At 63.0% G+C, this 20893-nt stretch carries 19 protein-coding genes; 3 read left to right on the top strand and 16 right to left on the bottom strand.

Annotation, left to right across the window (positions count from 1 at the left end; translation table 11 throughout):
- Window positions 1-127 precede the first annotated feature (127 nt).
- From CAP2UW1_RS03975 to CAP2UW1_RS03965, 3 genes are all read right to left on the bottom strand, one after another.
- On the bottom strand, window positions 128-904 hold the full coding sequence (locus CAP2UW1_RS03975) for a uroporphyrinogen-III synthase (protein ID WP_015765385.1): 777 nt from the start codon (window positions 902-904) through the stop codon (window positions 128-130).
- Complete coding sequence (hemC, locus tag CAP2UW1_RS03970) at window positions 901-1848, bottom strand: hydroxymethylbilane synthase (protein ID WP_015765384.1); 948 nt, start codon at window positions 1846-1848, stop codon at window positions 901-903. Before hemC ends, CAP2UW1_RS03975 begins: the two co-directional genes overlap by 4 nt.
- 324 nt (window positions 1849-2172) lie before the next feature.
- The gene (locus CAP2UW1_RS03965) at window positions 2173-2856 is read right to left on the bottom strand and encodes a c-type cytochrome (protein ID WP_015765383.1); all 684 of its coding nucleotides are present in this window, start codon (window positions 2854-2856) and stop codon (window positions 2173-2175) included.
- Between the two features lie 176 nt (window positions 2857-3032).
- Between CAP2UW1_RS03965 and argH the strand changes: the two genes are divergently transcribed.
- Entirely contained in the window at window positions 3033-4418 is a 1386-nt protein-coding gene (gene argH, locus CAP2UW1_RS03960) for an argininosuccinate lyase (RefSeq protein ID WP_015765382.1), read from the top strand.
- A 28-nt stretch (window positions 4419-4446) separates the two neighbouring features.
- Complete coding sequence (locus CAP2UW1_RS03955) at window positions 4447-5733, top strand: serine/threonine-protein kinase (RefSeq protein WP_015765381.1); 1287 nt, start codon at window positions 4447-4449, stop codon at window positions 5731-5733.
- A gap of 38 nt (window positions 5734-5771) precedes the next feature.
- Here CAP2UW1_RS03955 and CAP2UW1_RS03950 read toward each other — a convergent pair whose 3' ends face one another.
- Window positions 5772-6305, bottom strand: a complete 534-nt coding sequence (locus CAP2UW1_RS03950) for a hypothetical protein (protein ID WP_015765380.1) — start codon at window positions 6303-6305, stop codon at window positions 5772-5774.
- Window positions 6306-6432: 127 nt separating this feature from the next.
- Between CAP2UW1_RS03950 and CAP2UW1_RS03945 the strand changes: the two genes are divergently transcribed.
- Window positions 6433-6795 (top strand): carboxymuconolactone decarboxylase family protein, encoded by a 363-nt coding sequence (locus CAP2UW1_RS03945; protein ID WP_015765379.1) that lies wholly within the window; start codon window positions 6433-6435, stop codon window positions 6793-6795.
- 123 nt (window positions 6796-6918) lie between these two features.
- Here CAP2UW1_RS03945 and grxD read toward each other — a convergent pair whose 3' ends face one another.
- From grxD to pbpG, 12 genes are all read right to left on the bottom strand, one after another.
- A complete protein-coding gene (grxD, locus tag CAP2UW1_RS03940) occupies window positions 6919-7242 on the bottom strand; it encodes a Grx4 family monothiol glutaredoxin (RefSeq protein WP_015765378.1) in 324 nt (107 codons plus the stop codon).
- A gap of 73 nt (window positions 7243-7315) precedes the next feature.
- The gene (prmC, locus tag CAP2UW1_RS03935) at window positions 7316-8140 is read right to left on the bottom strand and encodes a peptide chain release factor N(5)-glutamine methyltransferase (RefSeq protein ID WP_015765377.1); all 825 of its coding nucleotides are present in this window, start codon (window positions 8138-8140) and stop codon (window positions 7316-7318) included.
- A 71-nt stretch (window positions 8141-8211) separates the two neighbouring features.
- The gene (gene prfA, locus CAP2UW1_RS03930; protein ID WP_015765376.1) at window positions 8212-9294 is read right to left on the bottom strand and encodes a peptide chain release factor 1; all 1083 of its coding nucleotides are present in this window, start codon (window positions 9292-9294) and stop codon (window positions 8212-8214) included.
- 70 nt (window positions 9295-9364) lie between these two features.
- Entirely contained in the window at window positions 9365-10627 is a 1263-nt protein-coding gene (gene hemA / locus CAP2UW1_RS03925; RefSeq protein ID WP_015765375.1) for a glutamyl-tRNA reductase, read from the bottom strand.
- Window positions 10628-10729: 102 nt separating this feature from the next.
- Window positions 10730-13603: an EAL domain-containing protein gene (locus CAP2UW1_RS03920; protein WP_015765374.1), complete on the bottom strand. Its 2874-nt coding sequence runs from the start codon at window positions 13601-13603 to the stop codon at window positions 10730-10732.
- 9 nt (window positions 13604-13612) lie between these two features.
- Window positions 13613-14737 (bottom strand): TonB-dependent receptor, encoded by a 1125-nt coding sequence (locus CAP2UW1_RS03915; protein WP_049778513.1) that lies wholly within the window; start codon window positions 14735-14737, stop codon window positions 13613-13615.
- A 61-nt stretch (window positions 14738-14798) separates the two neighbouring features.
- Window positions 14799-15269 carry a type 2 periplasmic-binding domain-containing protein gene (locus tag CAP2UW1_RS03910; RefSeq protein WP_015765372.1) on the bottom strand — a complete coding sequence of 157 codons (471 nt, stop codon included), beginning with the start codon at window positions 15267-15269 and terminating at the stop codon, window positions 14799-14801.
- 101 nt (window positions 15270-15370) lie between these two features.
- The gene (locus tag CAP2UW1_RS03905) at window positions 15371-16441 is read right to left on the bottom strand and encodes a sulfate/molybdate ABC transporter ATP-binding protein (RefSeq protein WP_015765371.1); all 1071 of its coding nucleotides are present in this window, start codon (window positions 16439-16441) and stop codon (window positions 15371-15373) included.
- Window positions 16442-16526: 85 nt separating this feature from the next.
- A complete protein-coding gene (gene cysW, locus CAP2UW1_RS03900) occupies window positions 16527-17402 on the bottom strand; it encodes a sulfate ABC transporter permease subunit CysW (RefSeq protein WP_015765370.1) in 876 nt (291 codons plus the stop codon).
- Window positions 17399-18259 (bottom strand): sulfate ABC transporter permease subunit CysT, encoded by an 861-nt coding sequence (gene cysT, locus CAP2UW1_RS03895; protein WP_015765369.1) that lies wholly within the window; start codon window positions 18257-18259, stop codon window positions 17399-17401. Before cysT ends, cysW begins: the two co-directional genes overlap by 4 nt.
- A 78-nt stretch (window positions 18260-18337) precedes the next feature.
- Window positions 18338-19342, bottom strand: coding sequence for a sulfate ABC transporter substrate-binding protein (locus CAP2UW1_RS03890; RefSeq protein ID WP_015765368.1), 1005 nt, complete (start codon window positions 19340-19342; stop codon window positions 18338-18340).
- 278 nt (window positions 19343-19620) lie between these two features.
- Entirely contained in the window at window positions 19621-20874 is a 1254-nt protein-coding gene (gene pbpG / locus CAP2UW1_RS03885; RefSeq protein ID WP_015765367.1) for a D-alanyl-D-alanine endopeptidase, read from the bottom strand.
- Between the last annotated feature and the right edge of the window lie 19 nt (window positions 20875-20893).

Here is a 20893-nt window from a genome sequence, read left to right as displayed (position 1 = left end):
CCACTCCTGCTAGGTATCGGCAAGCTTGGCTCGCGTCTCCAGCCACTGCCAGCCGGCCAGCCCGAGGGCGAGCATTGCGAGCAGTAGCCAGGGGTTGCGCCAACCGTAGCCGGCCCGCGGTTTTCCTTCATGGTTGCCGCCAACGATACGCGATCAAGGCTGCAAGGATCCCGGCGTCGGCTGGCCCGGTGAGGATCACACCCTGCAGGCCGAGCCCTGCTGCCACCTCGGCGATTCGTTGATGGGGTACGAACAGCGGCGTCTGACGCAGGCGTGCGCGCGCCGGGCCATCCAGCAAATCGACCAGATTGCGCAGCCCCTCGCTTGATGAAACCGTCAGCGCATCAAGCTCGTCGGCGTGCAACAGCGCCTGCAGCGGCCCCGCGTCGGCTGGCGCCGAACGCCGGTAACAGGAGACGAGATCCACGTCGGCACCTCGCGCACGCAGCGTATCGGCCAGCAGTTCGCGCCCACCGTTGCCGCGCAAGAGCAGCGCCCGCTTGCCTGCCACGCGCTGCGCCTGCAATTCCGGAAGTTCGAGCACGGCTTCGGAATCGAAACGCTCGCGCGGAGCGAGCGTATTCTCGATGCCATGAGCGGCAAGCAGATCGACGGTACTCTGACCGATGGCGACCGCCTGCAGAGCCTCTGGCCATCGACGGCCGGCGAGTATCACCGGCACGCTGAAAGCCACTGCGTTCGGACTGATGAAAACGGCCAGTGAGTAGACGTCGAGCTGCGCAATCGCCGCCTGCAATGGTGCCTGCTCCTCGGCCGGAGCAATCTCCAGCAGGGGACAGAGTACCGGCTCGCCCCCCTGTTCGGTAATCCAGGCGGCCAGCCTCGCCGCTTGTGCCCGCGGACGGGTCACCGCAATTCTCTTGCCGCGCAGCAACTCGCTCATTGGCCAGTTGCCAGTTCCCGAAGAATCGCATCGGCACCGCGTTCATGGAGCGCCTGAGCGAGCCGGCAACCGATCGACTCGTCGTCTTCCGGCAGTCCGCGCAGTTCGCCACTCAGGCTGTGGCGGCCGTCCGGCGTCGCAATCCAGCCGCGCAGCCACAAGGCACCGCTGTCGAGTACGGCATGCGCGGCCAGAGGAATCTGGCAGCTGCCGCCGAGAGCACGCGAGAAAGCACGCTCGGCACGCACGCAGTGAGCTGTGGCGACATCGTTGAGGGGTGCCACCAGAGTCAACAGGTCGACGCGCGCCGAGAGGACCTCGATACCCAGCACACCTTGCCCGGGTGCCGGCAGGGACTGCTCGGGCGTCAGCACGGCCTTGATCCTGTCGGTCAGCCCCAGCCGGATCAGACCGGCGGCGGCGAGGATGATCGCATCGTAGTCTCCGGCATCGAGCTTCCGCAGACGCGTATCGAGATTGCCGCGCAAGCTCCTGATCTCGAGTTGCGGATAGCCCGCGCGCAGCATGGCTTCGCGCCGCAGGCTGGACGTACCGACCACGGCATTGGCCGGCAGTTCGGCGAGCCCGCCAAACCGGTTCGAGACGAAAGCATCGCACGGATTCTCACGCACGGAGATGGCGGCCAAGGCAAAACCCTCGGGCATCTCCATCGGCAGGTCCTTCATCGAATGCACCGCGAGATCAGCGCGGCCCTGTTGCATGGCCACCTCGAGTTCCTTGATGAACAAGCCTTTGCCGCCGATCGCAGCAAGCGGACGATCGAGGATCTGATCGCCCCGCGTCGTCATGCCGAGGATGTCGACGGCCGTCTGTGGGTACAACTCCGTAAGGCGACCGCTGACGTGCTGAGCCTGCCACATGGCAAGACGCGATTCACGCGAGGCGATGACCAGGCGCGGCGGGGCTTGGTTTGCAGAGTTCAAGGCAGGATCCCGGTAACCGTACTGACGGGCTCGCCATGCCGCCGGCACACGCGGGCAGCATCGGCGCCACTGACGCCAACATCAAGGCGGCAATTCTAACATGCCTGCTTGAGCCTCCCGGGAAACACGGGGCGCCCTCTGGTGTGTGGCAAGCTATTGTGCGCCGACGTCTTCGCTTCTGATCCGGGCAGCGGCTTCGAGGTCTTCCACGAGCGCACCTTTCTCCGCGCGCTGCCGCGCACGCGGTGGCGGACCAGGCCTCACGAATGGCAGAACGGCTTCGTCCGGGCGAGCGGCTGGCCGCTAGGGCAGCGTCGCTGGGCCCTACTCGGCTTCCTGAATCGCCGTCAGGTAGGCGAGGGCATCCTGGATGTCACCGCCTTTCAGCGTGTACAGCACCCCGTCCCTGGCGCCTTCCTCGTCGTGCGGACGATCGGCCCGCAGATAGGCATCGATCTGTTTCTTCAGATAGCTGGTGTACTGGCCGACGAGCATCGGAAACATGCCACGCCCCTTGCCGGCCTTGCCATGGCAAGCCGCGCAATTCTTCTGGTAGACCGCCCGTCCATTGTCGACATCACCCTCGGCCCGCGGCACGATCATGACTTTCTCCATCGCCAGCAGCCGCGTCAGCGCGTCATCACTGTCCTTGAAAACGGGCTGACGGGTCGGCAGAACGATCTGCGCAAGGTAGGCGGAAACCAGCTTCATGTCCTCGTCCGGCAGCTCGCGCTCCTTCGTGTACGGATACATCGGCAAATTGACGCGAACCTGATTCTGGAAGGCTTTCAACTGCTGCTCCAGGTACTTCGCCGACTGGCCGGCAATGCGCGGGTATTCCCCCTTCTTGCCACCGGCACCGAACTCGCCATGGCAGGCCGCGCAGGGGCCATAGATCTCCCTGGCCTTGTCGCTGTCGAGCTCGCTGTCGAGCGCCCGCGCCGGCAGAACGGCGGATGTTGCCAAGAGTAGACAAGCCAGCGTGCTGGAACGTCCGAGTTGCCGCATGACCACCTCGTCGAAGGGAAGACGCGATTATAGGAAACCCCTTGCCGCACGCCTTGATGAGTGTCAAGAAGCGAGAGTCAAGGATCGGCCGGCCGCATTTTGCCTTATACTCCAGCCCACTCGGCGCGGCGCCTGCCCAGGGCCGCGCCTGATCCTTGCCCAGGAACCCTCCCCCCATGAACCCATCGGATTCTCCCCAGTACACCTGGGCCGGTCGCTTTTCCGAGCCCATGTCGGAAGTCGTCAAGCGCTATACCGCCTCGGTGGCTTTTGACCGCCGCCTGTGGCGCCACGACATACGCGCATCGCTGGCGCACGCGACGATGCTGGCCAGGCAGGAAATCATCAGCGCGGCCGACCTCGCCGACATTGAACGCGGCATGGCGCAGATCGCCGAGGAGATCGAGACAGGCACGTTTGTCTGGTCGCTGGATCTCGAGGACGTACATCTGAACATCGAGAAACGCCTGACAACGCTCGTCGGCGATGCCGGCAAGCGCCTGCATACCGGCCGTTCGCGCAACGACCAGGTGGCAACCGACATCCGCCTGTATCTGCGCGACGCTATCGATGACATCCTCAGCCTGCTCAAGCAGTTCCAGTCGCGGCTACTTGATCTCGCCGAAGCCGAGGCTGCCACCCCCTTACCCGGCTTCACCCATCTCCAGGTCGCCCAGCCGGTGACCTTCGGCCATCACCTGCTCGCCTATTTCGAGATGACGCGACGTGATGCCGAGCGCTTTGTCGACTGTCGCCGCCGCACCAACCGCCTGCCGCTCGGTGCAGCGGCGCTGGCCGGCACGAGCTATCCCATTGACCGCCATCTGGTTGCCGAATTGCTGGGCTTCGACGGCGTTTGCGAGAACTCGCTCGATGCCGTTGCGGACCGCGACTTTGCAATCGAGTTCTGTGGCGCCAGTGCCCTGGTGATGATGCATCTCTCGCGCCTGTCGGAAGAACTCGTCTTGTGGATGAACCCGCGCTTCGGCTTCATCACGATTGCCGACCGCTTCTGCACCGGCAGTTCGATCATGCCCCAGAAGCGGAATCCGGACGTACCGGAGTTGGCCCGCGGCAAGACCGGCCGTGTCTACGGACACCTGATGGCCTTGCTGACCCTGATGAAAGGACAGCCACTGGCCTACAACAAGGACAACCAGGAAGACAAGGAGCCGCTGTTCGACGCAGTGGACACGGTAACCGACACACTGCGCATTTTTGCCGAGATGATCGCCGGCATCAGCACGCGTCCGGAAAACATGCGCGACGCCTTGCGCCAGGGATATGCCACCGCCACCGACCTGGCCGACTACCTGGCGCACCGGGGACTGCCCTTCCGTGACGCCCACGCCGTGGTTGGCCTGGCGGTCCGCCACGCGGAAGCACTCGGCGTCGACCTGTCCGAACTCGCGCTCGCCGATCTCCGGCAGTTCTCGGCACTGATCGACGAGGACGTCTTCAAGGCGCTGACGGTTGACGGGTCGCTGGCGGCCCGCAATCACATTGGCGGCACCGCGCCGGAACAGGTCCTGGCCGCTATTGCCCGCGCTCGCCGCAAGTAGCACCGAGCCACGGCGCGACGCTCATTGCATGGAGAAGGTCGGGAAATACGAACTTGTCCGCGAGATCGGTCGGGGCGCAACGTCCACGGTTTACCTGGCCGTCGACCCGTTCACCCAGCGCGAGGTGGCGGTCAAGGTGGCGGCCCCGGGGATTCTCAAGGATGCCAGGCGCGGCCGGCTATACACCCACCTCTTCCTCAACGAGGCAGCGCTGGTCGGCAAACTCTTGCACCCCCATATCGTTCAGACCTACGATGCGGTGGTCGACTCCCAGGTCTGCTACATCGTCATGGAGTACGTCGCCGGTGGCACCCTGGAGAGGGTGTGTACGCCCGATAGCCTGCTGCCGATCGAGCGCATCGTCGAGATCGTCTTCAAGTGCACGCGGGCGCTCGAGTTTGCTTTCCGGGCCGGCATCATCCACCGCGACATCAAACCCGCCAACATCCTGTTCGCCAGCACCGATCCGAACACCGGTGATATCAAGATCTCGGACTTCGGTGCGGCGATCATCGGCTCGCCTGACCGGACGCTGGTTCTCGGCATCGGCTCACCGGCCTACATGTCGCCGCAACAGGTGAAGGAACAGACGCTAGATCACCAGACGGACATCTACTCGCTCGGCGTCGTCATGTATCAGTTGTTGACCGGGCAACTGCCGTTTCAGGCGCGCAACAGTTACGAAATGATTTATCAGATCATCAACAACGAGCCGCGCCGCCCGTCGTCACTGCGCAGCGAAATTCCGGAAGTGCTCGACACAATCGTCGCGCGCGCGATGAGCAAGAGACTGCAGCACCGCTACCGCGACTGGCCGGAATTCGCACACGATCTGGCACAGGCCTTTCGTGACCGGCAACTGCGGGTGCCGGCCGATCGCATGCCCGACCTCGAGAAGTTCGACACGCTGCGCTCGTTTGCCTTTTTTGCCGAATTCTCCGATGTCGAGATCTGGGAGGTCGTCCGTTTCTCCGAGTGGAAATGGGTTCCTCCAGGCACGGTGCTCATTCGCGACGGCGACGTGGGCGATTTCTTCTACTTTCTTGCGGATGGCGAACTGAAAGTGCTGAAGAACGGCATGGTCCTCAACCTCCTGGCCACCGGTGACTGTTTTGGCGAGATGGCGGTGATCGGGAAGAAGGAATCGAAACGCGGCGCCGACATTGTCACCCTGACCAGAGCCAAGCTGGTCAGGATAACCGGCAGCGCCCTGAAGAGGTCGTCCGAGGCTTGCCGGTTTCACTTCTACCAGGCCTTCGTCGCCGTCCTCAGCGAGCGCCTGACCTCAGCCAACCTGCGCCTGGTCAGCTTCTGAGGGGCGTCCAGCCGCCCGCGCCCGCACCTCGCGCGTCGCTAGTGCCCGCAGAACGGCGCGACGCCGTCGAAGCCCATCAAGGCCTGTCGCTGATAGGCGGTGCGGACAATGCCGGTGGTGCCGTCGAACAGTACATCGAAGCGCGCAAGCTGATTCCAGCTGTCGCAGAACTGCCACTCCCAAACGAGTTCGTCGCGCACCTTGAAGTACTGCGTCCATTGCGGCTCCGACGGACCGATCAGACGCAACACGGATTCCTTGTCGCTACCGGGCTGGATACGCGCGAAATGCTCCATGTTCAGTACTTGCTCTATCCGTTGCAGGCGTCCATCGGGCGCCATGAAAACCATGAACGTCTGTGGACCTGCCGGCCCACGCGGATAGGCCAGTTGTTCGCTGCCATCGGGATCCTTCCAGCTCAAGGCCGGCTTGCCCATCGTCGCAATCACCTCGGGCAAGGTCGCCACGCCCGGCTTCAGCCCGTAGCCACTGTAGCCCGCACAAGCCGACAGCACCAACGCGCCGACCGAAACCGCCAGGTATGTCCACCCGACTGCCCGTTGATCATTCATTCGCCTCTCCTTCATCAAAGCGGGCTTGTGCCCACCGACAGCCCGCCCTCGGTCGTTGGAAGAGAGATTGCCGAGGAAAGCCCTCCAATGTATATTAGAGTTTTCTGATTATTGGAGAGTAGCCGCCATGAGCAAGTCCTTCACCACCATCACGCACGATGTTTCCAAGGCCCTCGGCACCTTTCGACAGGACATGCCCGAAACCTTGCAGGGGTTCAACGCGCTGGCCAAGGCGGCACTCGCCCCGGGCGTGCTGTCGGCGCTCGACAAGGAACTGATCGCGTTGGCGATCGGCGTCTCCAGTCGTTGCGACGCCTGCGTGGGCTTCCATGTCAAGGCCCTGATTCGTCTCGGTGTCAGCCGCGCCCAGTTGATGGAAACGCTGGCGGTATGCACTTACATGGGCGGCGGCCCGTCACTGATGTATGCTGCTGAAGCGGTCCGCGCCTATGAAGAATTCACCGCCAAGGCGACGCTGGCCAACGCCTGAGCAAGGCTGCGACCCAAGAACCAGCTTGCGGCGCCTCAGACAGCCCTGCTCAGGAAACCCGCAGTTCGGTCGCCCCGCAACGCGTTCGCACGCTTCCGGTCGAGCCAGCGCGCGCGCAACGCGTCAAACCGACTCGACCAGACCTTCGAGCAGTTTCTGGAGTTCGCCTTCCTCGTACATCTCGCGCATGATGTCGCAACCGCCGATGAACTCGCCGCGCACGTAGAGCTGCGGGATCGTCGGCCAGTTAGCATACTCCTTGATGCCGCTGCGAATCTCGGGATTCTCGAGCACGTTGACACTCAGGAAACGGGAGACCCCGCAGGCCTTGAGAATCTGCACCGTCACCGCGGAGAAGCCGCATTGCGGGAATTCCGGCGTTCCCTTCATGTAAAGGACGACCGGGTTGCCTGTTACCTGCTCCTTGATCAGTTGCTGTGCATCCATCGCGAAACCCTCGTTCTACCAATAGTTGAGAAAAATTGTCATGAATGAGTGTAGCGGCTGCCGACACTCGCCGTCAACGCAGGCGGCCGCCACTGACTCGCTCTATCCTGGCCAGGTCCTGCCAAGAAGCGACGTCCGACAGCCCGGCTTTGTGCAACTCGTTACGTACCGCCGCTGCCTGATCATAGCCATGCTCGATCAGCAACCAGCCGCCCGGCAGTAGGTGGCGCCGCGCGCCATCGGTGATCCGGCGAATACAAGCCAAGCCATCCCCGCCGGGCACCCCGTCGGTCAGTGCCATCCGCGGCTCGAACGGCAGGCCGTCCCGCTGCAGATGCTCGTCATCGTTCGCAACATACGGCGGATTGGCAACGATCAGGTCGAAACCGCAATCTCCCAAAGGCGTGTACCAGTCGCCGACAAGGAAAGTCGCCTCAACCCCGTGACGTCCGGCATTGATGCGCGCCAAGTCAAGCGCCGACGGGGACAAATCCACCGCGGTGATCCGCGCCGCCGGACACAGGCACCCAACCGTCACCGCGACCACCCCCGAGCCCGTTCCGAGATCGACGATGCGCGGCTCCGCCAGCGACTCCACACACTTGACCGCAAGCGTGACAAGGAGTTCCGTTTCCGGACGCGGGATGAGCACGGCAGGGGTGATCTGAAACTCGATACCGTAAAACCCGGCAGAGCCCAGAAGGTAAGCCAGAGGTTCGCCGGCGGCGCGGCGTTCTACCAGGTCCGCCAGAACCTGGGCCTGCTCTGCAAGGAGCCGTCGCATCGGTTCGCTAATCAACTCGGCATGCGTACAGGCAGCAACGTGCTCGACCAGCAGACGTGCGTCAAGCCGATCGATACGCTGGCGGGCTGCGCGCCAGGCGTCGCCCACAGTCATCGGATGGTCCGGCATTCAGGGTCACGCAGCCCGACGCCGGAGCCGGGCTGCGGCGCCGATGCCGGTTCCGCTCACGGACTCTCGGCGAGCATCGCCAGTTGATCGGCCTGATGCTCGGCGGTCAGGGCGCCCAGAAGTTCGTCGAGGTCGCCGTCCATGATCGCGTCGATCTTGTACAGGGTGAGGTTGATACGGTGATCGGTGACTCGCCCCTGCGGGAAGTTGTAGGTCCGAATCCTCTCGGAACGGTCACCGCTGCCGACCAGACTGCGGCGTTCCGAAGCTATGCTGGCGTCCTGCTCACGCTCCTGCATGTCCCGGATGCGCGCCACCAGAACGGACATCGCCTGCGCCTTGTTCTTGTGCTGCGAACGATCGTCCTGGCATTCGACGACGACGCCGGTCGGCAGATGGGTGATGCGCACCGCCGAATCGGTCTTGTTGATGTGCTGCCCGCCAGCTCCCGAGGCACGATAGGTGTCAATGCGAATATCGGCCGGGTTGACCTGAACCTCCTCGAGCGCGTCCGCCTCCGGCATCACCGCTACCGTACAGGCCGACGTGTGAATCCGGCCTTGTGCCTCGGTATCAGGAACGCGCTGCACGCGATGAGCACCGGACTCGAACTTCAAGCGTGCGTAGACATCGCTGCCGATGATGCGGGCAATGATCTCCCGGTAGCCGCCAAGGTCCGAGGCACTGGCCGAGATGACTTCGACCTGCCAGCGCCGACGCTCCGCGTAACGCGTGTACATGCGAAACAGATTGCCGGCAAAGAGCGCCGATTCGTCACCGCCGGTACCCGCGCGAATCTCGAGAAAGACGTTGCGCTCGTCTTTCGCATCCCTGGGCAACAGCAGCTTCTGCAGATCTTTCTCGATCTGCGGCAGGCGTTCCTTGCTGGCTGCGACTTCCGCTTCAGCCAGTTCCCTCATTTCCGGATCACCGACCATATCGAGGGCAGCCGCCAGATCGGAGCGTGTCCGGCTCCAGATCTGGTAAAGGGCGACGACTGGAGCGATCTCGGCGTGCTCGCGCGACAACCTGCGGTACTCGTCCATGTCGCGAGTCGCGTCGCCGCTGGCCAGCATCCGGTCGAGTTCGTCAAGACGACCCGTCAGGTGCTCAAGTTTGTCGCAAATGCTCTGGTTCATCGGAAAGTCTGTTCAGGCAGTGGTTGGAGAAGCGGCGCGTCAACGAGTCCGTCTTCCGCGCCGGGATGTGCTACTCGTCGACGCGGGACTCGGGATGCAGGTGAAACAAGCGCGAGACGATGGCCTGGAACTGGTCCCGATCAGCGTCGGCCTGAGTCAGAGCCTGCGTTGGCGCGTGCAGGAACTTGTTGGTCAGCCGGTGCGAGAAATGCTCCAGCACGCGCGCCGGCTCTTCGCCCTTGGCCAGCGACTTGAGAGCGTGCTCGACCTCATGCCGGCGCGCACGTTCAGCGGCATCGCGGAGAGAGCGAATCACCGGCACTGTACCACGCGTTGCCAACCAGCGCAGAAAGACGTCCACCCGCTCGGCGATGATCGCCTCGGCATCCACCACGGCTGCCTGACGCGATTCGAGTCCCGACTCGACGACCTGTGCGAGGTCATCGATCGTATACAGAAACACGTCATCCATCTCGCCCACCTCGACCTCGATATCGCGCGGCACCGCAAGATCGACCATGAACATCGGGCGGTGACGACGCGCCTTGATGGCCCGTTCGACCATGCCGAGACCAAGAATCGGCAGCGGACTGGCGGTGCATGAAACGACGATATCGAACTGCGGCAGGCGTTCGCCCAGTTCCTCGAGTTTGATCGCCGTTCCGCCAAACCTGTCGGCCAGCACAAGACCACGCTCGACGGTACGGTTGGCGACGACCAGCTGTTTCGGGTGCTGCGCCGCGAAATGCCTGGCGCACAGGTCGATCATCTCGCCTGCGCCGATGAACAGAATCTTCTGATCGGCGATACGCTCGAAGATGCGCTCGGCAAGACGCACGGCGGCAGCCGCCATCGAAACGATGTTGGCACCAATCGCCGTCGTCGAGCGGACCTCCTTGGCGACGGCGAAGGAATGCTGGAACAGCTTGTGCAGGGTCGTCCCCAGCGTCCCGGCTTCTTCGGCAAGGCGAACGGCCTCCTTCATCTGGCCAAGGATCTGGGGCTCGCCAAGCACCATCGAGTCAAGACCGCTGGCAACGCGAAAGGCATGGCGCACGGCATCGCGCTCGGGATAGGTGTAAAGGTACGGCTCAAGCTCGTGGCGTGCCAGATGATGATAGTCGAGCAGCCACTGAGTCGCGGCCTCGGGCACGTCGGTAGCGAAATACACTTCGGTGCGGTTGCACGTCGAGAGGATCGCCGCCTCGTGAACCGGCTTGCAGCGTGTGAGATCGCCAAGCGCCTGATGCACACGTTCGACATGGAAAGCCACCTGCTCGCGAACGGCGAGTGGTGCCGTGTGGTGGTTGAGGCCAAGGGTGAAGAGCGCCATGCTCGAAAGACGGTAGGCAAGGGTGGTGGCAGGTGAGCGGGCGATTATAGCACCGGCACCACGGGCCTCCCCGGCCGCAACCAGGCACGCTGCGCCGTCCGGTCAGGCGATATCGGGCGCCGGCTTGCCGATGAAGTAGCCCTGCGCATAGTCGACGCCAAAAGAGCGCAGCATCTTGAGAGCGCGTTCGTCTTCGACGAACTCGGCCACGGTCTTCTTGCCGAAACCACGTGCCACCTCGGCCAGCGCCCGCACGAAGACCTGATCATCGGGACTGTCAACGAGGGTGCGAACGAAGGAGCCATCGATCTTGACATAGTCGACGGGCAACTGCTTGACATAATTGAACGACGAAAACCCGACCCCGAAATCGTCAAGGGAGAATGCACACCCGAGTTCGCGTACGGCGTTCATGAAGGTGCGGGCGGCCGAGAAGTCCGAAACTGCAGCCGTCTCCGTGATTTCGAAGACCACATGGCTGGGCAGCAGCGGGCTGCGGGAAAGCTCGTCGCGAATGAACGACAGCAGCCTGGCGTCGTTGATGCTGACCCCCGACAGATTGATCGAGAACTTGTAGCTCCTGCCGATCGCGAACAAGGCCAGCATCTTGCCGAATACCTGATGGATGACGCGACGATCGATCTCGCGGATCAGGCCACTGTCTTCGGCCACTTCCATGAACAGTCCGGGCGGGATGATCGAACCATCGGCACTGCGCATGCGCACCAGCGCCTCATAATGGCTGACCTGACGAGCACGAATGTCCAATATGGGCTGGTAGTAGACAAGCAGCCCCTCATCCAGCAGCGACCGGTTGATCATCTCCTCCCAGTGCAGTCGGCTTTGCATCTTCTCCTGCACACCCTCGCCCTCGGAATAGATGTGCCAGCCGGCGCCGCCCCTGGACTTGGCCTGATACATGGCAATGTCGGCATTGGCAAGAAGCTGCTTGACGTCCATCGTCGCCTCGGAAAAGACGACGATGCCGATGCTCGCCGAGACTCGGTGACTCGCCGCCAGTTCGGGGAACCTGATTTCGGCGAGTCGCTTGTTGATCTTTTCCGCCACCTGGACCGCGCCATCGCGATCACATTCGTGCAGCAGGACGCCCAGTTCGTCGCCGCCAAGTCTCCCCAGCAGATCGCTCGAACGTGCCACGTTGGCGACTTCATCGGCGACGGTTCTGAGCAGGGCATCGCCGGCCTGATGCCCGCTGAGATCGTTCACGTACTTGAAGCCATCCAGATCGAGATAGAGAAGCGCGCCGTCACGAGCCAGACGACGCGCGCTGAGCAAAGCCTTGTCGAGTTCATGCTGGAAATGCTGTCGATTGACCAGACCGGTCAGCGGGTCGTGCTCGGCCAGGTAGCTGACATGCGACTCGGCACGCTTGCGCTCGGTATGATCGATTCCCACCGAGAGAATGACCACCGCATCGTCAATTCGACCAGGCAGGCGAGAGTGGTTCCAGGTGATTTCGTACGACTCACCGTTTGCACCGACGAGAATCGACTCGAGCTGCGTGTGCTGGCGATCGCCGGCCACGATTTCCTCGAGCGCGTGGCGCGTCTCGGCACCGGCCGACTCGTCCGGGCGAAGCAGATCGCCGAAGCGCTTGCCGATCAGTTCCGCTGTGCTCCAGCCGGACAGCAGATGCCCGTAGCGATTCAAGGTCAGGATCCGGCCGTCGGCGTACTGCGTGAGAATGATGACCTGCGCCGTGTCGAGAAGGCCCTGGCTGAAATCGCGCTCTACGGAAATCCGCTGCAGCATTCCCTGCATCTCCGCAGAATGCGCCGCGACATCCCTCTCCAGCGTCTCCAGCCGATACGACAAGGCAGTGGCCGCCTCGTCGAGGCCGTCGATCTCGTCGTCCACGAGTCGCCGGACGCGTGGTGCAATGCGCGTTCGTGCCTCGGCGAACGCACTGCGGCCGAGCAGGGGAATGGCGCGCACCGCCCTTGTCATGCGCTGCAGGGGCGCATGCACGAGCAACGCCAGCAACAACAGCGACACCAGCGAAGCCAGCAGCTCCCCCTGCAGCCGGCTCCACACCGACTTGCGAATGTCCTCCAGTGGCTGCGTCAGGTCGTCGATGACCACCAGCAAGGCGGGGGCGGCAGCGCCATCGGTGGCATCAAGCGCCAGGAACGACAACTCGAACTGCCGGTCGGCATGCGACAGCAGAACCCACGCCACGCCACCCGGCAGTTCCGGCAATGCGGTCAGCTCCTGGAGCAGCGGCAGGTTGCGTTCGGCACCGCTGAGGCCGAGCACCTGGTAACCCAGCCGGGGCAGCAGCTTCCCGTCCGCCGAGCCTGTCGTCCCACTCTCCTTCGCAATGAGGACGCCGAGATCGGCGCCGGACAAGCGATTGAAGGACACCACCACGTCGGCCAGCGAACTACCCAGAACGACTGCCCCGGCAACCCTGCCAGCAGACAGGATGGGAGCCGCCGCAAACTGGGTACAGACAACCCGGCAACGTGTCCAGCGCATGGCACGTTCCTGCACTACGACATCACGGACGCGCGCCTCCTCGGTGAACTCGTCCAGGGCCACGGTACTCCAGGTCACCAGCGGCGGACCTGCCCGCGGATACACCTGCAGCCAATCGATCCCGAGATCAAGCTGCAGAACCGGCCAGTAGCTGTCGAAGTGCTGCCGCAGCAACGCGTTCCCGGCGGTGGTCTGGAACAGGCTCACGCCGACGGAGTCGAGGGCAGCGAGCATCCCGGCCAGCGCCTGCAGGCGCAAGCCGAAGTCGCTGCGCAAGGCGAAGGCCTCGGCAATCAGACGCTCGCGGGTTGCCGTCCGTTGCAGTTCGAAGCGGCTGGTCAGATCGTGGAAATGCAGCCAGGACAAGGCCCCGTTCACCGACAGCATGACGCCCCCGAGTGTCAGCAGGACTTTCCACTTGAGACTGAGGAAGCGGGAGCGGCTGTGCGCCTTCGGCAGGGATGGACTTTCCGGCATCACGCGCGACTAGAAGCGGAACGAGCCCTGCAGCATGACGTTGTCCCAGTAACGGCGCAGCGCCTGGGCGTCGGGGTTGTCCTGTACGGCCAGGAAACCCGTACCATCGACGCGATGCGCCTCGACCCGCAGCATGAACTGCGGCGTGACGTCGAAGCGCAGGCCAACCGACCAGTCCTTGGCAAAGCGTGTAAAGCCCGGTTGCCGGGTTGCCGCAGCGAAGGCTTTGCCATTACGATCATCGTTATCGGCATAGTACGCGTCGTAACGTACGAGCGCCTCCCACTGCGGAGCCAAGCGGTAGGTCCCCTGCAGGTAGTAGCTTCGTCCATCCGCCGTGCCATTGTAGAAGAAGGGGCCGAAGTCGGTGACCGAGGTGCGCCGGAACGCGTACTCACTGGTCAGGCTCCAGGTCTCGGCGTTGTACTGGGCAGAGAGGATCAGCGGCGTCAGTTTGAAGCGCCCGGCCTGCAGCCGATCCCCGAGACCGGGCTTGTAGCGCAGGTCAAGACGTGTCGCCGTAACAGCCAGCCGATACATGCCGCCCGACCCCTCGTACATGACCTGCAGGTCGGGAGCCAGCCTGGAGTCCAGATGACCCGGACGGTTGAGGCCGACCAGGGCCACCAGAGCGGCATCGGTATCGGTCTGCGGCTGCCCGTAGGCGAAGCTGGCGGAGAGAGTACCGGCTTCGCCGTAGCGCTCGACATAAATGTCCGCACCGTCGGCCGATACGGTCAGATTGCGCGTGCGCTCGAAGTAGATCGATTGCGGCAGAATGATGCTGGGGCGGGTGAAGGGAACGTCGCGCGTCGTATTGTACAAGCCGTAGGCGGTCTTGATGCGTCCCACACGGATGCCGCCACGCCCCTCCTCGCTCGACAGTGCAGTCCAATCGACCAGGCCGTAATCGAGCCGCACGCCACCATCGTCTGTGCCGCCGGCCCGATGCGAGAGGACTTCGGCCGACAGTTGCAGGCCTGGCGTCAGCCGCCACGATGCATTCAGGCCGACCTCCGAAAAATTGTTGCTGACCTGGTCGTCACTCTGTCCGAAGAAATTGTTGTCGCTGGTGTTGACCAGAGTGAGCGAGGCGAATCCATGTACCTGAAAGTTGCCGTCGAGCAAGTCCATCGCGCACGTAATCGTGGACGCGAGCGACAACCCGCCGGTCAGGGCAATGCGCGATGCGGCCCTAGCGAATCTTGAGTACGCGCACATTCTGATTGACCTCGCTCGCCCTAGCGTAGCCGATCGCTCCTGGCGTGGATGCCACACGCGCCAGCATCTCCTGCAGCGAACCGACCGACTCGGGATACTGCCCCTGCCCCGAAAAGACCTGCCGATCCCAGGCCATTCGCAACTGGTGCGGAAACACCTGCAGTACGCTCTTGCTGAAAGTGGCATGCTCAGGGGCGTCATCTCTGAGAACGAACACCTTGGTCGGCGTCTCACCCGGCCACTTCTGCAGGAGCATGCCGAAGATGGCACGCAGGGAAGCGCGCGGAATCGAGTCCTGGCTCGTCGCCGGATAGGCAATCGCGACCATCACCGGCTCAGCCGTCTCGGCGTGCGCGACAGCGACCAGGAGGACTGCCGCCAACAGGCAAAGAGCCAACGCTCTCCCCAGCGAAGTCACGAATTTAATGGCAAGAAGCGTTTGCATCGAGACGCATCCTACCAGACAAAGCGGCTGGGCAACTCGTCATCAAGCGATGCTGCCAGGAGTCGCCACGAGCGGCAACCAACAGAAAGACCCGATTTCGCCTAGATTCCCGACCCGCCTTCTTCGAGCGTCGTTGTCGGCGTCGCAAACACGCGCACCTGGCGCGGCTTGAGCCATACCTGTTGCCCTCTGACGAGTGCCAGGGCAGCAGCTCGTTCGCGGGTAAGCTCGACTTCGATCAGTTCCGACGCATGTGCGAGTTCGACGCGTACCCGCGGTCCGATGGCGTGCACTTCCTGGACGTCGGCCTGCAGGCTGCCGGCCACCGGATGACGCTCGATCTCGATATCGTGCGGCCGCACGAAGGCCATCGCCTCGGCATCCGCCGCGGCGCCGGTGTGGACACGGCCGACCTCCGCCCAGGCCCCGTGCACACGGCTGTGGAAAACGTTCACGTTGCCGAGAAACTGATAAACGAACGGCGACGCGGGACTCGAGTAAACCTCATCTGGGGTGCCGATCTGTTCGATCCGTCCCCGGTTCATGACCACCACCCGGTCGGCGACTTCCAACGCTTCTTCCTGATCGTGCGTCACGAAGACGCTCGAGATATGCAGTTCATCATGCAGGCGCCGCAACCAGCGGCGCAGTTCCTTGCGCACCTTGGTGTCAAGCGCACCGAAGGGCTCGTCGAGCAACAGGACCCTTGGCTCGACCGCGAGTGCGCGCGCCAGTGCAATGCGCTGACGCTGGCCGCCCGAAAGTTGCGAGGGATAGCGATCGGCAAGCCAGTCGAGCTGAACCAGTTGCAGGAGTTCCGCAACGCGTCGTCTGATCTCGGGCTCGCCGGGACGCAGCTTTCTCGGCTTGACGCGCAGTCCAAAAGCAACGTTCTCGAACACTGACATGTGGCGAAACAGGGCGTAATGCTGAAAGACGAAGCCGACCTTGCGATCGCGGGCATGCAGATGCGTGGCCTCCTCGCCGGCAAACAGCACCTGCCCGCAATCGGCACTCTCCATTCCCGCAATGATGCGCAGCAGCGTCGTCTTGCCGCAACCCGACGGACCGAGGAGGGCAACGAGTTCCCCGGTCGGAACGTGCAGGTTGACGTTTTCAAGCGCCACGAAACTGCCAAAGCGTTTGCCGATAGAGCGTATTTCAATGCTCATGAAAGTGACCTCACCAATCTGTGGCACGCACAGCGTGCGGATGGCCCGACGGCGGACGACACCTCCCGCGGCGGCAGATTGCCGCTCATCGCTGCCTTTCCGGCGGCAGTGCCACGGCCAGCATGCGCGTTTCCCGGCGCATGCGCCATTCAACGATCGCCTTGGCCAACAAGGTCAGCAGCGCCAGGAGCGCCAGCACCGAGGCCGCGGCGAAGGCGCCGACCGCGTTGTACTCGTTGTAGAGGATCTCGACGTGCAACGGCAAGGTGTTGGTCTCCCCGCGGATATGGCCGGAAACCACCGACACGGCCCCGAACTCGCCCATGGCGCGCGCATTGGCAAGAATCACGCCGTACAGCAAACCCCACTTGATATTCGGTACCGTGACGCGGAAAAACATCTGCCAAGCGGTCGACCCGAGCGACAGGGCAGCCTCCTCCTCCTCCTTGCCCTGCGCCTGCATCAACGGGATCAACTCCCGCGCAACAAACGGACAGGTAATGAACATCGTGACAACAATCATGCCGGGCAGCGCGAATACCACCTTGATGTCATGCGCCGCCAACCATGGCCCGAAGAGTCCCTGTGCGCCAAAGATCAGCAGGAAGACGAGTCCGACCACCACCGGTGAAACGGCGAACGGCAGGTCGATCAGCGTAATCAGCAGACTCTTGCCCCGGAAGTCGAACTTGGCGATCGCCCACGCCGAAGCGATCCCGAAGAGCAGATTTCCGGGCAGAACGAAAAGAGCGATGCAGAGCGTCAGGCCAATCGCCGAGCGTGCTTCCGGATCGTTGAGAGCGTCGGCGTAGGCTGCCCAGCCCGCCGCGAGGGCCTCGACAAAGACCGCCAGCAAGGGCAAGGCAAGGAACAAGAAGAGAAAGCCGAGCCCGAGGCTCAGCAGGAGCATGCGCACCCAGCGCGGCTCGGCGTTGGCACGGCCCATGGTTGGCTTGGTCATCGGCGCTCGCCGGCGCTCGCGGCATGTGCCTGGTGGCGATTGGCAGCCCACCACTGCAGGGCGTTTACCGCCAGCAGCATGACAAACGAGATAATCAGCATGACCATGGCCAGTGCGGTAGCGCCGACGACGTCATATTGTTCAAGCTTGGAAATGATCAACAGCGGCGTGATCTCCGAAATCAGGGGCATGTTGCCGGCGATGAAGATCACCGAGCCGTATTCCCCGATCGAGCGCGAGAAGGCCAGCGTGAAACCGGTCAGGAGCGCCGGCAAGAGCGCCGGCAAGAGGACTCGGAGGAAGGTCTGCAGGCGCGAGGCGCCAAGGCTTGCAGCCGCCTCCTCGATCTCCGGCTCGATATCCTCGATCACCGGCTGCAGCGTCCGAACGACGAATGGCAAACCGATGAAGGTCAGGGCGACGACGATCCCCAACGGCGAAAAGGCCACCTTGACTCCCAGCGGTTCGAGGTGCCGGCCAATCCAGCCATTGCCGGCGTAGAGTGTGGCCAGCGTGATCCCGGCCACGGCGGTGGGCAAAGCAAAGGGCAAATCGACCAGCGAATCGATGAGGCGCTTGCCCGGGAACGAATAACGCACGAGGATCCAGGCGACGATCAGTCCAAAGAAGGCATTGATCAGCGCCGCCAGCAAGGACGCACCAAAAGTGACGCGGTACGAAGCGAGAGCCCGTTCGCCACTGGCGATCGCCCAGAACTCGGAGAGGCTCAGCTGACTCGCCTTGAACGCCAGGCCGGAGAGCGGTAACAGAATCAGCAGCGACAGATACACCAGTGCGCAGCCGAGCGACAGACCGAAACCGGGCAGCACCTTTTGGCGGAGCGAGCGGAGAGGCATCAAACGATTCGCTAGGGCAACGGTTGGTGACGATTGCCAGCGCTCGCCCGCCAGCAGACTCGACGGCAGTGGCCGCGGCTACTTTTGTTGATAAATCTGGTCGAAACTGCCACCGTCCTTGAAGTGCGTCGACGAGGCCTTGGCCCAGCCGCCAAACACTTCATCCACGGTGAAGGTTCTGATCGCCGGAAACTGGGCCGCGTACCTCCTGAGGATTTCCGCGTCGCGCGGTCGCAGGTAGTTCTGCGCGGCGTTTTCCTGGCCGGCCGCCGACCACAGGTAATCCAGGTAAGCCTGTGCCTGCTTGCGCGTGCCTTTCTTGTCGACCACCTTGTCAACGATGGCAACGGGAAACTCGGTGAGGATGGACAATGAAGGATAGACCACTTCGAACTCGCCTTTGCCAAACTCGCGAGCAATCAGCTCGGCCTCACTCTCGAAGGAAATCAACACGTCGCCAATCTTCCGCTGCATGAAGGTGGTCGTCGCGTCACGCCCGCCAGCGGCGAACAGCGGCGCATTCTTCAGTAGCCGGGAGACGAAATCCTGCGCCGTTCGGTCGTTGCCGCCGGGCTGCCGGAGTGCGTAGCCCCAGGCAGCGAGGTAGGTATAGCGGCCGTTACCGGTATTCTTGGGGTGCGGCAGGACAACCTGGATGCCAGGCTTGACGACGTCACTCCAGTCCCTGAGTGCCTTTGGATTGCCCTTGCGGACGATGAATACCATCGTCGACGTATAGGGGGACGCATTGTTCGGAAACTTCCTGGCGTAATCCTTGGCGACCAGACCCTTCTCGGCGAGAAAATCGACGTCGGACGCCTGATTCATGGTCACCACATCGGCGTCCAGCCCGTCGGCTACCGCGCGCACCTGCTTGCTCGAGCCGGCGTGCGACTGTTTCAACTCGATCGTCTCCCCCGCAACCGCTTTCCAGTGCTTCTGGAACATCGGGTTGTAGTCCTTGTAGAAATCACGGGCCACGTCGTAGGAGACATTGAGGAGGCTGACACTCTGGGCCAGCGCCAAACCTGCAAAGAGGAAGGCGGCAAGGGCTACAAGCAGCTGGCGAATCACTTGAAACATGCGGGACTCCATCGAATGCCGGACGAGAAGACGACTACTATAGCCAAGAGTCTTAGAACGACAAAGCCTGGATGTGCATTTGCTTATTCCATCGAGCAATGACTCACATCCGTCTCGACCGCTGCGACGATTGGTAACCCAGGCAGCCGAGTCGCTGATCGATGGTTGGACCTGCCGGCACGCGCAAGGCAGCGCGTCTGCTTGCTGACACCGGCACCCTTGCCGCCGGGAAAAAAAATGGCCACGACATTGCGTGGCCATCCATCAGCTGGAACGCGTCAAACGCGGGTTGGCCCCCGGCCTGAAAGCGACGCGCTCTCCATCCAGCGCTTGATCCGATTGGCATCGCCGATACGAGTCTGCTTGCCGGCCGAATCGAGCAAGACGATGACCACCGGCTTGTCTGCGACACGCGCCTGCATGACCAGACACTTCCCCGCCTCCTGAATGTAGCCGGTCTTCGACAAGCCGATCTCCCAGGTCGGACTGCTGACCAGCTGATTGGTGTTGTGGAAACCAAGCTCGCGACCGTTGATCTCCGCCCGCGCGCCTGAGGTCGTCGAGAACTCGCGGATCAAGGGGTAGCGGTGCGCGGCAGCGACCATCCGTGCCAGGTCGTGGGCCGTGGAAACATTATTGCTGTTGAGGCCGGTCGGATCCTCGAAGTGACTTCGCGTCATGCCCAGCGACGCTGCCTTGCGGTTCATCGCCGCGACGAAGGCCGTGAGGCCCCCGGGGTAATGACGGCCCAGCGCGTTGGCAGCACGGTTCTCCGAGGACATCAGCGCCAGCAGGAGAGCCGTCTCGCGCGGGATGACGGAACCGACCTGCAGGCGGGAACGACTGCCGCGCAGGTAATCCACGTCGTCGTCGCTGATCGTGATCGGTGCCTGCAGGTTGGGCTGGCTGTCGAGCACGACCATCGCCGTCATCACCTTGGTGATCGACGCAATTGGCACGACCGCGTGCGCGTTCTTCTCGTACAGGGGTTCGCCGCCGTCCTGCGGTACGACCAGTGCCGAACCCGAGTGTACGGCCAACTGGCCCGGATCCTGCCAAAGGTCGACGTTGCCGGCGATGACCCGGGTCAGATTCTTCCTTTGCACGCCACGCGAGTAGCCGCCGCTTTCCAACAGGGCAGCAGCCTTATGGCTCTGCGCCAGACGGTCCGACTCCGCCTTCGAGGCCCTGAGCGCTGCCTTGCTCACGCCGGGAGCAGCAACACCCTGCCGCGCCAGAGGCGCCGACTTGGCCTTCCCGGCGACGGACTCCGTCTTGCTCCTCGTGGCAACGGGTTTGGTCGCTCCTTTGCGGGCAACCGGCTCGACCCCGCCCTTGTGCACCAGCGCCTGACCCTTGCCTTTCTGGGCCACCGTCGGAGCTGCGCTCTTTTGCCCTGCCGTAGCGGCCTTGCCCTTGGCAAGTTCGCTCTTTCCTTTGGTCTTCTCCGCCGCCCGCACGACATCGGTCGACGTCAAGCCAGTACCGACCAAGGCACCCAACAGCACCGCTGCTCCCAACGAAATCCGCATCGCAAGCCTCCTGCAACAT

Origin of the sequence: Candidatus Accumulibacter phosphatis (assembly GCF_000024165.1) — a bacterium.
Taxonomy (GTDB): domain Bacteria; phylum Pseudomonadota; class Gammaproteobacteria; order Burkholderiales; family Rhodocyclaceae; genus Accumulibacter; species Accumulibacter phosphatis.
Note: the sequence above shows the minus strand (reverse complement) of the source record. Positions and strands in the feature narration are given on the sequence as shown.

Coding starts and splice junctions, on each gene's coding strand:
- CAP2UW1_RS03950 (WP_015765380.1), bottom strand. CDS start 6,305: ATGAATGATCAACGGGCAGTCGGGTGGACATACCTGGCGGTTTCGGTC.
- CAP2UW1_RS03905 (WP_015765371.1), bottom strand. CDS start 16,441: ATGAGCATTGAAATACGCTCTATCGGCAAACGCTTTGGCAGTTTCGTG.
- cysW (WP_015765370.1), bottom strand. CDS start 17,402: ATGACCAAGCCAACCATGGGCCGTGCCAACGCCGAGCCGCGCTGGGTG.
- prfA (WP_015765376.1), bottom strand. CDS start 9,294: ATGAACCAGAGCATTTGCGACAAACTTGAGCACCTGACGGGTCGTCTT.
- CAP2UW1_RS03975 (WP_015765385.1), bottom strand. CDS start 904: ATGAGCGAGTTGCTGCGCGGCAAGAGAATTGCGGTGACCCGTCCGCGG.
- CAP2UW1_RS03890 (WP_015765368.1), bottom strand. CDS start 19,342: ATGTTTCAAGTGATTCGCCAGCTGCTTGTAGCCCTTGCCGCCTTCCTC.
- grxD (WP_015765378.1), bottom strand. CDS start 7,242: ATGGATGCACAGCAACTGATCAAGGAGCAGGTAACAGGCAACCCGGTC.
- CAP2UW1_RS03915 (WP_049778513.1), bottom strand. CDS start 14,737: ATGGACTTGCTCGACGGCAACTTTCAGGTACATGGATTCGCCTCGCTC.
- CAP2UW1_RS03945 (WP_015765379.1), top strand. CDS start 6,433: ATGAGCAAGTCCTTCACCACCATCACGCACGATGTTTCCAAGGCCCTC.
- pbpG (WP_015765367.1), bottom strand. CDS start 20,874: ATGCGGATTTCGTTGGGAGCAGCGGTGCTGTTGGGTGCCTTGGTCGGT.
- CAP2UW1_RS03910 (WP_015765372.1), bottom strand. CDS start 15,269: ATGCAAACGCTTCTTGCCATTAAATTCGTGACTTCGCTGGGGAGAGCG.
- CAP2UW1_RS03955 (WP_015765381.1), top strand. CDS start 4,447: ATGGAGAAGGTCGGGAAATACGAACTTGTCCGCGAGATCGGTCGGGGC.
- argH (WP_015765382.1), top strand. CDS start 3,033: ATGAACCCATCGGATTCTCCCCAGTACACCTGGGCCGGTCGCTTTTCC.
- cysT (WP_015765369.1), bottom strand. CDS start 18,259: ATGCCTCTCCGCTCGCTCCGCCAAAAGGTGCTGCCCGGTTTCGGTCTG.
- prmC (WP_015765377.1), bottom strand. CDS start 8,140: ATGACTGTGGGCGACGCCTGGCGCGCAGCCCGCCAGCGTATCGATCGG.
- hemA (WP_015765375.1), bottom strand. CDS start 10,627: ATGGCGCTCTTCACCCTTGGCCTCAACCACCACACGGCACCACTCGCC.
- CAP2UW1_RS03965 (WP_015765383.1), bottom strand. CDS start 2,856: ATGCGGCAACTCGGACGTTCCAGCACGCTGGCTTGTCTACTCTTGGCA.
- CAP2UW1_RS03920 (WP_015765374.1), bottom strand. CDS start 13,603: ATGCCGGAAAGTCCATCCCTGCCGAAGGCGCACAGCCGCTCCCGCTTC.